The organism is Mesorhizobium sp. M1D.F.Ca.ET.043.01.1.1 (assembly GCF_003952385.1).
Classification (GTDB): Bacteria; Pseudomonadota; Alphaproteobacteria; order Rhizobiales; family Rhizobiaceae; genus Mesorhizobium.
Genome location: NZ_CP034444.1, coordinates 5,479,596 through 5,491,336, shown reverse-complemented (window position 1 = coordinate 5,491,336; position 11,741 = coordinate 5,479,596). Strand labels below are relative to the sequence as shown.

Here is an 11,741-nt window from a genome sequence, read left to right as displayed (position 1 = left end):
GCACCTTACATCGCTCAAAATTTCCCGCCGCCGCCGGGGCACGGTTAACGTTTCGAATCGTCCTGATTCCGCCAATCTGCCAGAAGGTCAAGCGCCTCTGGCATGATTCGCATGAAAAAAGCGAATCAATTACCCGACTTAGGGGCGTCGTTTCGACGCGCCTTGAGCATTTCCACTTCATTTTGGGGTAGGTCCGGACCTAAACGCGTCCAGCCCTGCCCGATGAAACGCCGAACCCTTCGATCAGCGCTTCCGTTGCCTGTACATCGTTGAATTGCGCTTGAATCTCGACGAGATGCCGGAAGTTTTCATCCGAAGGGTCTGCATCGAGCGCCGCCTGCGCCTGTTTCAGCTCTCTATGTAAGGTGCGCGCGCTGCGCTGCAAGTGCATCGCCTGGTTGAACGCGTCGCGGGCATCGTCAAGTCCGGCGGTTTCGAGCGCCGGCCATTGCCGCGCCCGCTTGATCAGCGCCACCGCGCGCTCCCAGATGCCGCCGCAGCCGGCGCGCTCGATCGTGGCGATCACGGCGTCGCGGTCGTCGGCCGCGTCATGCGCCATCGCATCGAGGATGGCCGCATGCAGCCGCCGCAAATCCAAATTGGCGAGATCGAGGAATTCGACATGGGCGAAATTCTCGTCGATCAGCGCCGGGTGGTTGATCAGCGCCACGATGATCGTCGCCTCGCGCACCGACATGCCCTCGCCTGCGCGCTTGACCAGCGCCGAGCGGCCGAGGCTTTCGGTGATGGCGGCGCGTCCGCCGGCCGCCGCACCCCGCCCGAACGCTCCGCCGGGCGCCGAACTCCTGCCGCGCTCGCCCGGTCGGCCGTCCTGGCGTCCCCCCTGATGACCTTGCCGTGCGCCGCGCTGCGAGCCGAAGAAGCTCAGCACCCTTTCGCGCATCTCCTGCTGATAGTGGTAGCGCAGGCTCTCGTCGCGGATGCGGCCGGTGATCTCGCGCAGCGTCTTTTCAAGCTCCGCCCGCCGCTCGGGCGTGTCGAAGACGCCGCCGGCCGTCTCGCGCATCCAGAGAAGGTCGGCAAGCGGCCTGGCCTCCGAAAGCACCGCGCGGAAAGCGTCCGGTCCGTCCGCCTTGACCAGGTCGTCCGGATCCTTGCCTTCCGGCAGCAGCGCGAAGCGCGCCGAGCGGCCTGGCTGGATCGCCGGCAGCGCCAGGTCCGCGGCGCGCCAGGCGGCCTTCAGCCCGGCCTGGTCGCCGTCGAAGCAAAGCACCGGCTCGCCGGCCATGCGCCACAGAAGCTCGAGCTGGTTTTCGGTGAGCGCGGTGCCGAGCGGCGCTACGGCATTCTCGAAGCCGGCCTGCGCCAGCGCGATCACGTCCATGTAGCCTTCGACGGCGATCACCGTGCCGCCCTTCGCCAGCGCTTTCCGGGCGCGGGCGAAATTGTAGAGCACATTGCCCTTGTGGAAGAGCTCGGTCTCCGGCGAGTTCATGTATTTGGCCAAAGCGTCCGGCGCCAGCGCCCGGCCGCCGAAGGCGATGATCTTGCCGCGCGAGTCCGGTATGGGAAACATGATGCGGTCGCGGAACCAGTCATAGGAGACCGGAATGTCGTCGCCATGCCGCACCAGTCCGCAAGCCTCGATATCGGCCTTCGGCACGCCCTTGGCGGCGAGGTATTCCTTCAGCGCGTTGCGGCTGTCCGGCGCATAGCCGAGCCGGAACGACTGCTGCGTCGCCGGCGTCAGGCCGCGGTCGCGCAGATAGGCGCGGGCCTTGGCGCCTTCCGGTCCCTGCAGCCGCTCCTGGAAGAAGACGGTCGCCATCTCCATGACATCGGTCAGGCTGGCGCGTTCCTTCTCGCGCCGCTCCTCGGCGGCATCGCGCACCGGCATCGGCACGCCGGCCATCTCGGCGATCTTTTCGACCGCTTCGGGAAAGCTCATGCCGTCGAGCTCGGTCAGGAACTTGAAATGATCGCCCGAAACCGAGCAGCCGAAACAATGATAGCGCCCCTTCTTGTCCTCGCAGTGGAAAGACGGGCTCTTCTCGCCATGGAACGGGCAGCAGGCCCAATAGTCGCCGCGCGGTGCATTCGTCTTCTTCCTGTCCCATGCGACGCGTTGGCCGATCACCGAGGAAATCGGCACGCGGTCGCGGATCTCGTCGAGGAAGGCGGGCGGAAAGCGCATCGGGAAAGGCTCGTTTGCCCTTCATATAATCAGGCCGCCCGGGCGCGACGACTCCTAAAGCGGATCGTACCCGCTTTTCACAGACAAAAAGAAGGCGGCCGTCCGGCCGCCCATCCGTTGTGCGCGAATTGTCGTCGGATCAGTGCGCGGCGATCGCGCCGAAGACGATGCCGGAGACGATGCTGACCAAAAGGTAGTCGTTGCCGACGCGGATCCATTCCTGGCCGGGACCCGGACGGCGCAGGCCATAGCGGTGCCAGTCGCGCACCGCCTGATGGCGCTTCCAGTTCGAGTATCTCTGGCCGTTGCGCCAATGGCTGCGCTTCACCACGACCTTCTTCCTCACGACGCGCTTCTCGACGTGCCGGCCCGGCTCCTGCCAGTCGACCTGGGTCAAGTTCGGCTGCGGCGCGCTCGGCAGAACGAGCGGCGCGGCCTGGCCCGAAAAGGCCGAGGCGGCCAGCATCGAGGCCGTGACGGCGGAAAGTATGACACGCTTCATGGTCGTGCTCCTTGGTTGTCGATAGGCAAGGAGATAGTCGGGGCCATATGAACCGAAACTGACCGCCTGGATTACAATTATGTAATGATTTCCAATACTTATATAATCCGCTTCAACAACCTGCAGAGATCAGGTCAGTGGTCGGCCGGCATGCGCTTTGATGTCCGCCGTGCGATTCATAGGCGGCATGCAACCAATATGCCTTCCATCCATTTCCGACACGCGCCGTCGCGTGACGACAAGTCCGTCGCGCCGGTCGAAAATTATTATCCGGCTAAAATTTTTGGAGTATTTTCAGCCGTCCAAATGCCTATGATTCGCGCCATCCTCCGCTTCTCTGCCGCCTGGTCGCGAGGCCAAACATGAGCGGTTCCGTCGTCTTTCTGCACCTGGCCGGCGCGGTGGCGCTGATGCTTTTTGCCACCCGCATGGTGAAGACCGGCGTCGAACGCGCCTATGGCGATGTGCTGCGCCACAGGCTGCGCGCCACCATGCGCAATCCGCTGATGGCGGTGCTGGTCGGCTGCGGCCTCGCGATCGCCTTGCAAAGCTCCACCGCCGTCACGCTCCTGGTCGGCTCCTTCGCCGGCGCCGGCATCGTGTCGGGCGCCGCCGGGCAGCTTGCGGTGCGCGGCGCCGAGATCGGCTCGGCGCTGGTCGTCAAGCTGCTGACCTTCGACCTGTCGCTTCTGGTCCCGGTCTGCCTCGTCGCAGGAACGGTCATGTTCATGGCCACGGAACGGCGCGACTGGCGCCAATTCGGCCGCATCCTGGTCGGCATCGGCCTGCTTCTTCTGTCGCTGGAGATGATCGGCCAGGCCTCGGAACCGTTGCGCCAGAGCACGCTGATGCCGATGATCGTCAACTATTTCTCCGGCGATCCGGTCACCGCCTATCTGCTGGCCGCACTCGTCACCTGGCTGTTCCATTCCTCGATCGCCGCAGTGCTTCTGCTGGTCACGCTCGCCGGCCGCGGTTTCATCCCGCCGGAACTCGGCATCGTGCTGGTGCTCGGCGTCAATCTCGGCTCCTCGATCATCGCGCCGCTGCTCACCCGCAACGCCGATCCGGGCGTCCGCGTGGTGCCGATCGGCAACCTCCTGATGCGCGGCATGGGCTCGCTGATCATGCTGATCCTGTTCATGACGCTGAAGCCGCCGGTCGGTTTTCTCGGCACGACCGGGGCGGACCAGATCGTCAACGCCCACATCTTGTTCAACGTGGTCATCCTGCTTGCCGGGCTGCCGCTCGCCGGCCTCGTCTACCGCGCTTCCGAGAAGATAGTCGCCTTGGGCGTCAAGCCCGCGCCGGCCGCGACGCTCGATGTCGTCGAGCTTTCAGCGCTGAACGAGAGCGCGCTCGACACGCCGAGCCAGGCGCTGGCCAATGCCACGCGCGAAGTGGTGCGGGTCTGCGAGACGGTCGAGATCATGCTGAAGCGCATCATCGAGCTCTATGAGAGCGCCGACGCCGGCAAGATCAAGGCGCTGGCCGCGCTCGACGACCGGGTCGACCAGAAGCACGCGGCGATCAAGCTCTATCTGGCCAAGGTCACCAAGAACCCCTTGAGCGAGGACGAGGCGCTGCGCTGCCAGGAATTGATCGGCGCCTGCGTCAAGCTGGAGCAGGTCGGCGACATCATCGTGCGCAACATGCTGGTGCATGTCAGGAAGAAGCTGGAGCGCGGCCTGGAGTTCACGCCCGAGGGCTGGCGCGAGCTCAGCGCCTTCCATGCCTCGGTGCTGGCCAACGCCCGGCTTGCCTTCAACGTGCTCGTCTCGCGCGACCCCGAGACCGCCCGCCAGCTCGTGCTGGAGAAGGATCTGCTGCGCGAGCGCGAGAAGGAGACCAGCGCCAGCCATTTCGTGCGGCTGCGCGACGGCGCCGCCAAGAGCGTCGAGACCAGTTCGATCCACCTCGACACCATCCGCGATCTCAAGCAGATCAATTCGCTGCTTGCTTCCATGGCCTATCCGGTGCTGGAGGAGCGCGGCCTGCTCGGCGGCTCGCGGCTGAAGGCGAGCTAGAGCAATTCCAGGAAAAGTGTGTAACGATTTTCCGTCCGGAACTGCGTAAAAACAAATGCTTAGAGCGGTTCGGCGATTCTGTGAATCGCTGAAGCGTTCTAGCATCGATCGGCCCGGGCAAAATTTAGTCTTTGCTCATGCTCGCATCCGTCGGCTAAGGAATAGCTGAGGCCAACGGAAGGACGACTTAGTCGATGGACACCCATTCGCGCAGCTTCGCCAAGGCGCTTTCCTGGCGTGCAACCGGCACGATCGACACGATGATCATCTCGCTGGTCGTAACCGGAAGCGTCAAGCTCGCGGCAGCCATCGGCTTGACCGAAGTCGCCACCAAGTCGCTGCTCTACTATCTGCATGAGCGCGCCTGGCTGAAAATTCCTTACGGTCGCCGAACAGACAAAAATCCTTGAGACGGGCAGACCCGATCGGGTCCGGTCAAGAAAAGCTAAAGCGGTGTCGACAATTTCTGCATTGCCGGCAGCATCCATCCGTGGTTTGACGCCCTGCATTCATTTCAGTCTTTGCGCCATGCTGCCTCTTATCGCCCTCTTCATTGCCGCTTTCGCTTTCGGCACGACTGAATTCGTCATCGCCGGCGTGCTGCCGGAGGTGGCGGAGGGTCTCGGCGTCTCCGTGCCTACCGCCGGTTATCTCGTCTCCGGTTACGCCTGCGGCATCGCCGTCGGTGGTCCTCTCCTGGCGCTTGCCACCAGCAAGGTCTCGCGCAAGGCGCTGCTCATCGGGCTGACGATAGCCTTCACCCTTGGCCAGGCCGCCTGCGCGCTGGCGCCCGATTTCGCCGCGATGCTCCTGCTGCGCGTTGCGACTGCCGTGGCGCATGGTTGCTATTTCGGCGTCGCCATGGTGGTCGCGGTCGGCCTGGTGCGCGAGGACCAGCGCGGTCGGGCCGTTGCGGTCATCCTCTCGGGGCTCACCGTCTCCAACGTCATCGGCGTGCCGGCCGGCACCGCGATCGGCGGCCTCTGGGGCTGGCGGGCGACCTTCTGGGTGATGGGCGCGCTGGGCGTCGTCGCGATCGTCGCCATGCTCGCGCTGCTGCCGCGCGCGGCAGGCGCCGCCGACCGGCCCGCCGGCCTGGCGCGCGAAGTGCGCGTGCTGGGGCGACAGCAGGTCTGGACCTCGCTCATCCTGATGCTGATGCTGATGATCGGCCAGTTCGGCCTGTTCACCTACATCACGCCGACGCTGCTCGAAGTCACCGGCCTCGACGAGAGCCTGATCCCATGGGTGCTGCTGCTCAATGGCGTCGGCGCCACGATCGGCGTGCTTGTCGGCGGCAAGCTTGCCGACTGGAGGCTGATGCCGTCGCTGATCACCATGCTGTTCCTGCAGGCGGTGATGCTGGCCGTCATCTACGCCGTCAGCCCCTACCCGGTGCCGATGATCGTCGCGATCGTCCTCTGGGGCGGCCTCAACTTCGCCATCGGCGCACCGATCCAGACCCGCATCCTGGCCTGGACGGCGGACGCCTCGAACCTGGCCTCCTCGCTCATCCCGTCGGGCTTCAATGTCGGCATCGCGCTCGCCGCATCGCTGGGCGCGGCGATGCTCAATGCCGGCTTGGGCTATCGCAGCCTGCCGCTTGCAGGCGTGCTCGCCATGCTGGTGGCGGTGGTCGTGGCACTCGCCTCGCAGGCCAGGGAATGGCGCAGCCGCGCGACGCCGCCGCTGCCGGCGGCGGCCGAATAGGAAGCCGCGCACCCGCGCCGTCGGTTCGCGCCTCACACCTGAGGGCGCGCAGATACCAGGCCGCCGGCAAGGATCGCCAGCAAACTGCGCAGGCCCTCCTCCAGTCTTTCCCGGCTGGACGCCGCGCCCAACGCCAGGCGCAGGCCGTCGGCAACGCCGGGCGCGACGGCAAACTCCTCCGCCGGACTGATGGCCAATCCGCGGCGCCGGGCCACATCGGCAAGCTCTGAAGAGCGCGGCCGCTCGCCAAGCGGATACCACAGATGCAGGCTCGATTGCGCCGAGGCGAAACCTGCCGGCAGGATCTTGCGCGCGAGCTCCTGCCGGGCCTCCGCTTCGGCACGCACCGCGGCTGTGATCTCGCCGGCCAGGCCGCCTCGCACCCATTCGCAGGCGAGCCCCGTCATCAGCGGCGGCGCCATCATCGTGGTGCCCCGGATCGCCGCCGCGATCCGCTCGACGACTTCCGCGTTCGGCGCGACCAGGAAGGCGGTGCGCAGGAAGGGCGAGACGCATTTCGCCAATGTCGCGACATGAAAGGTCCGCTCCGGCGCGAGGCCGAGGAAGGCCGGCGGAGAAGAGGTCTGCAGCGGACTGTAGGGATCGTCTTCGACAATCATCAGGCCGAGCTTGCCCGCCATCCGCGCCAGATCGCGGCGCCGGCCCTCCGGCATGGTGAGCGCGGTGGGATTGTGGAGCGTCGGGTTGAGATAGAGGACGCCGGCGCCGTGCCGTCGCGCCGCTTCCTCCAGACGGTCGGGACGCATGCCGTCATCGTCGCGGCCGACGCCGGCCAGTTTCCGCCCCGTAGCCTGCGCCAGCGCGATCAGCCCGGGATAGGTCAGCGCATCGGTGAGGATCGTGTCGCCCTCGCGGGTTTGCGACAGCAGCACCGCCGCAAGCAGCGCCTGCGCCCCGGAGCCGACAGCCACGCGCTCGACCGGCGGCCTGTCGCCGGTTGCCGCGAGCCATGACGAACCAGCGGCGCGTTCGGCGGGCGAACCCGAGCCGGGATGGTAGGAAAGCAGCGCTTCCGCGCTGGAACGTTTGAGCAGTCCCTCGATACCGCTCCGGATCAGTGCCGGCAGGCTGAGGCCCGAGGGCGCTGGCGGAATGTTCATGCTCAGATCGAGGATCGGCTCTTCTGGCTCGCCGGGCATGACGAAGGTGCCGCGACCGGCCGTTGCGTCGATCAGGTTCCTGCGGCGGGCTTCGGTGAAGGCCCTGGTAACCGTGGTCAGATCCACGCCAAGGAAACGGGCAAGCTCGCGCTGCGGCGGCAGCCTGTCCCCCGGCTGCAGCCGGCCGCTCGAGCGGGCAGCCGCAAGCGCATCGACAATTCTGAGATAGATCGGCTGAGGGTCCTCGCCCAGGGGAGACAGCCAGCCGAGGTCGTTCTCGCTGTTCATGCCTTCTCCATACATTTTGTCGCATTGTATGCATACAATCATGATACTAGTATGCATGGGTAACCTCAAGGCCGATCGAATGCCATGCGAGGTCCCTGGAGCGACAACCATGCAAGATCACGCGCACTATCCCGATCTCGAACCCTGGCGGATCGGTATCCGTGGCCGCTGTCCACGCTGCGGAGAGGGCCGGCTGTTCGAGGGATTCCTGAAACTGGCGCCGAAATGCGATGTCTGCGGGCTTGACTATTCCTTTGCCGACCCGGCGGACGGCCCCGCCTTCTTCGTCATCTGCTTTGCCTGCGTGCCCTCCGTGCTGTTCGCCGTCTGGGCACAGGTGGCTTTCGAGCCGTCCATGTGGTTCCACGCCTTCGTTTCGGTGCCAATCATTCTGGCGACCTGCATTCCGCCGCTCAGGCCGCTCAAAGGCTGGCTTGTCGCGAGCCAGTTCTACTACAAGGCCGAAGAAGGAAGGCTGGCCAAGCCCGGCGAATAGGCAGTTTTGCTCGTGGACAGGTCTAAAGGTCGATCCGGTATCTGAGGCTCTCCGCGCCGCCATAGGCGGCGATCTTGGCGAACCGCCCGGCGAGAATGCCGCCATTGGCGAGGATCACCTTCTGGGAGGCAAGATTGTCGAGATCGGTGGTGATCTCGACATAGTCGAGGCCCACCGCCCTCGCCTCGTCGAGCATCAGCCGCAGCGCCTCGGTGGCGTAGCCGCGCCGCTCCTTCCACGGCACAACGGCATAGCCGATATGGCCGAGCACGTGCGGCGGCAGCGCCGACGTGCCCTTTTGCCAGCGAAGCCCGATCGAGCCGGCGACCTCGCCATCCCAGATCCAGCGCCGGAACCCAGGCAGGCGCGGCACCGTCGTGCCGTCCGGCAAGGCGATGCGCGGCCCCTTGGCTTCGGGATCGTCAAGGCTGGCGAGAAAGGCGACAGGATCTTCCTCGATGGCCGCGAGCTGCTCGCGTGTCGCTTCCAGGAGCCGGACATTGTCCGGCGACCAGCCGCGCTCCAGCGCCGCCTTGTAGGAGGGCAGATGTTGGAGCGCGGGCTTGACGATTTCGACCACGACGTATTCCGGTTGAACAAGAAGTGTTTCGCCGATTGGCGCGGGCCTTTTATGATTGGCGCAGGTGATTCACCACAAGCGATAACGGCTGGAGAGGGGAAATAATCCGGTGCGGTTGAGATCTGTTCCGCTTGATGTCGCTGTCCCCTGCCTCCTCGCCTTTGCCGTCGCGCTGACGATGTCGGCCCGATCTTTCGCGGCGTTGCGGTCCTCGAGCATTCCGACCTGGCTGCAGGCCCATGTCGGCGAAGGCGACGGTCAGATCGCTCAGGTGGTCCTGGAACGGGCGCGTGCGCTTTACCTGAAGAAGGTGAGCGAAGGTTCCGTGAAAAATCCCTGCTACTTCGCCATGGACGCGACGCGTCCCGGCGATCTGGGCAACAGCGTGTTGGGGCGCCGCTACTACATCATCTGCGAGGCCGAGCAGTCGTTCCGCGCGGTCTCGGCCGGCCACGGCGGCGGCCGCAACCTGAAGGGCGTCGCGGATTTTTCCAATGGCAGGCGCTGCGCGAAGAATTTCGGCAATGCGATGGACTCTGAACTGACGGCCGGCGGCCCCTATATGACCGCCGAGGCCAAAACCTCGTTCAAGGGTTATTACCGCGTCGGCGCGAAGCAGAATACGGTTTTCATGCGCACCTTCGTGCAGTTCGACGGCGAAGGCGAAACCGCCAACGCCAGGCAGCGCGTGATCGGCGGGCACCCGGCAGCGCTGCTGAGGGGAATGTGCCTTCGCAAAAGCCCGAACAGCTCTTATGCCGACCACGATGGCTATGTGCCCTTCGGCAAGCTGGTGAACTATGCCGGTGGCCGCAGCAATGGCTGCACCAGCTGGTCGCCCGCGGATGCCGAGCAGATCATCCCGATGGTTAAGGACAATCCGACGACGCTCTATATCTATCCGGAGTCGCGCGACATTGCCGCCGTGGCGCGTTCCGGAGCGGCCAGGCAATCGACGTCAGGTGCCGGACCGTACTGGAATGCATCCTGCCTGAAGGAGATCGGCGCCCCGAAATTCTGGCCGAAGAAGATGCTGGAGCCAGTCATCGCGCAATATAAGAATGATCACCCGTTGCCGCCGCCGCAACCGGTGCCGATATGCAAGGATCCGTGAGATTTCCCGCCGTCGGGCCACAATCCCTACTGAAGCAAACCCTTGGCGATGGCGCCTTGGCCCGGCGAGGTCCATCCAACTGTCACGGCCTGCGCCCGTTCGCTCGCAAACATCGTCAGGCACCATTCCGACCGGAGTTCGTCGTGCCGCAGGATGTAGAGCGCCATCGCTGCCTTTGACCTTGCAATAGCGGTAGTCGGCGCCAATCCACTGGGCGACCATCTCGAAAACATCCACCTGGTCGCCGTTGAGGCTGAACCGCCGGGGCACGTGGACATCGCCGTCCTGCCGGGTTTCGACCTTGATCCGCATGTGCGCCTCCGCGCTTTGATCGGCTGATCTCCCCCTCTTCAACTAGACACTCACCCGACCCTCTGCCACCTTGTACGGATCGGACGGGCATCATCGTCGGCGAAAGAACGGGCAACGACGATCTACGGCACCTGCTCCAGAAATGCCTTTCGTGCGCGCCTCTCGCGGGTGATCCGATATTTCCTCCGGCGAGCCGTGCTCCACGATAACGCCTTGATCGGTGAAATAGATACGGTTGGCGATCGCTCGCGCGAAACCCATCTCGTGGCCTGGACGCTCTGAGTCAGCTGGTTTCAGCCACGCGGCGAACACGGCCCGCAGCCACGCCGAAAAGCGGGCCTCATGTGCCCTTGACCTTATTGCCCGGAAGCTCCCATCGCGCCGCGACGTTTTACCAGGTTCTTGACGGTGGTCACTTCGCGGAACCATTCTCGCAGGGGTTTGGCCGGCATCCCGCCCCAGCGTTCGCCGGCAGGGACATCTCTCATGAGCCGGGACGCCGCGGCAAGTTGAGCACCGCGGCCTATGCGCAGGTGGCCGGCAATGGCGCTTTGACCTCCCACCGCAACGTAATCCTCCAGGACCGTCGAGCCAGCAATCCCAACTTGGGCAGCAATGACGCAGTGCCGTCCGATCAGCACGTTGTGAGCAACTTGCACAAGATTGTCGATCTTCGTCCCGTCGCCCAGCACGGTGTCGCGGCCGCCGCCGCGGTCGATGGTGCTGTTGGCCCCGATCTCGACATCGTTGCCGACGATGACCCGACCAAGATGGACGACTTTCACATGCCCCGATGCGCCGAGTGCAAAGCCAAAACCTTCCTGGCCGATTCGTACTCCCGATTGAATGATCGCTCGATCGCCGACATTGCATCGGATCATGGTCACATTGGCGCCGATACAGCAGTCCCAACCGATCACCACATCCGGGCCTAAGGCCGTATGGGCGCCTATCGTGGTGCCGGCGCCGACGACGACCCGCTCGCCGATAATAACGCCGGGATCGAGCGAAACGCCTGCTCCAATCTGCGCGGACGGATGCACAAAGCTATGTGGCGCGATGCCCGTGCGCCCCCAAAAAGGTTCCGGCCTCAGAGCCTCAGGATGCAGTCGCGCAAGAACGCTGGCGTAAGCCAGGCGGGGGTTTCCTACAATGATAGGAACAGTTCCCGAAGGAACCATATGAGCAAAACGCTCGGTCACGAAGCATGCGCCAGCGCGGGTTGCGCGCAAGGCGTCGGCGTAGCGCATGTGATCGATATAGGCGATTTGCCAGCACTCGGCCGTTTCCAGATTGGCTCCGCTTTGCAGCCGCAAGTTGGGATCGGCAGACGCTGGGATCGATAGTCCCGCTTCAGCCGCAAGTTCGGCCAAAGCTATTCCGTTGAGATTGGACAATGCCGTCACTCTCATTTTGTGACAGGGCTCAAATGGCCG

Annotated in this window: 11 protein-coding genes; 5 read left to right on the top strand and 6 right to left on the bottom strand. The window is 64.6% G+C overall.

The features are described 5' to 3' along the window. Window positions 1-199: 199 nt before the first annotated feature. Both dnaG and EJ067_RS26625 read right to left on the bottom strand, forming a co-directional pair. Window positions 200-2,155 (bottom strand): DNA primase, encoded by a 1,956-nt coding sequence (dnaG, locus tag EJ067_RS26630; RefSeq protein ID WP_126088148.1) that lies wholly within the window; start codon window positions 2,153-2,155, stop codon window positions 200-202. A 139-nt stretch (window positions 2,156-2,294) separates the two neighbouring features. Next, window positions 2,295-2,657, bottom strand: a complete 363-nt coding sequence (locus tag EJ067_RS26625) for an RcnB family protein (RefSeq protein WP_126088147.1) — start codon at window positions 2,655-2,657, stop codon at window positions 2,295-2,297. 362 nt (window positions 2,658-3,019) lie between these two features. Here EJ067_RS26625 and EJ067_RS26620 point away from each other — a divergent pair, with 362 nt between their 5' ends. The 3 genes from EJ067_RS26620 (at window position 3,020) to EJ067_RS26605 (ending at window position 6,394) form a co-directional block, all read left to right on the top strand. After that, window positions 3,020-4,684, top strand: a complete 1,665-nt coding sequence (locus tag EJ067_RS26620; RefSeq protein ID WP_126088146.1) for a Na/Pi cotransporter family protein — start codon at window positions 3,020-3,022, stop codon at window positions 4,682-4,684. 194 nt (window positions 4,685-4,878) lie between these two features. After that, window positions 4,879-5,094: a DUF2061 domain-containing protein gene (locus EJ067_RS26610; RefSeq protein ID WP_126088144.1), complete on the top strand. Its 216-nt coding sequence runs from the start codon at window positions 4,879-4,881 to the stop codon at window positions 5,092-5,094. A gap of 118 nt (window positions 5,095-5,212) precedes the next feature. Beyond that, window positions 5,213-6,394, top strand: a complete 1,182-nt coding sequence (locus tag EJ067_RS26605; protein ID WP_126088143.1) for an MFS transporter — start codon at window positions 5,213-5,215, stop codon at window positions 6,392-6,394. Between the two features lie 32 nt (window positions 6,395-6,426). On the opposite strand, the gene EJ067_RS26600 is transcribed toward EJ067_RS26605, so the two are convergent. Then, entirely contained in the window at window positions 6,427-7,803 is a 1,377-nt protein-coding gene (locus tag EJ067_RS26600) for a PLP-dependent aminotransferase family protein (protein WP_189510117.1), read from the bottom strand. Between the two features lie 109 nt (window positions 7,804-7,912). Here EJ067_RS26600 and EJ067_RS26595 point away from each other — a divergent pair, with 109 nt between their 5' ends. Beyond that, entirely contained in the window at window positions 7,913-8,299 is a 387-nt protein-coding gene (locus tag EJ067_RS26595) for a DUF983 domain-containing protein (RefSeq protein ID WP_126088141.1), read from the top strand. Between the two features lie 22 nt (window positions 8,300-8,321). Here EJ067_RS26595 and EJ067_RS26590 read toward each other — a convergent pair whose 3' ends face one another. Further along, window positions 8,322-8,879, bottom strand: a complete 558-nt coding sequence (locus tag EJ067_RS26590) for a GNAT family N-acetyltransferase (RefSeq protein ID WP_126088140.1) — start codon at window positions 8,877-8,879, stop codon at window positions 8,322-8,324. A 109-nt stretch (window positions 8,880-8,988) separates the two neighbouring features. Here EJ067_RS26590 and EJ067_RS26585 point away from each other — a divergent pair, with 109 nt between their 5' ends. Continuing rightward, on the top strand, window positions 8,989-9,993 hold the full coding sequence (locus tag EJ067_RS26585) for a hypothetical protein (RefSeq protein WP_126088139.1): 1,005 nt from the start codon (window positions 8,989-8,991) through the stop codon (window positions 9,991-9,993). Between the two features lie 26 nt (window positions 9,994-10,019). On the opposite strand, the gene EJ067_RS34745 is transcribed toward EJ067_RS26585, so the two are convergent. Together EJ067_RS34745 and lpxD are read right to left on the bottom strand one after the other, a co-directional pair. Then, the gene (locus tag EJ067_RS34745) at window positions 10,020-10,160 is read right to left on the bottom strand and encodes a hypothetical protein (protein ID WP_189510113.1); all 141 of its coding nucleotides are present in this window, start codon (window positions 10,158-10,160) and stop codon (window positions 10,020-10,022) included. 501 nt (window positions 10,161-10,661) lie between these two features. Then, window positions 10,662-11,702, bottom strand: a complete 1,041-nt coding sequence (gene lpxD, locus EJ067_RS26575; RefSeq protein WP_245468049.1) for a UDP-3-O-(3-hydroxymyristoyl)glucosamine N-acyltransferase — start codon at window positions 11,700-11,702, stop codon at window positions 10,662-10,664. Window positions 11,703-11,741: the final 39 nt, after the last annotated feature.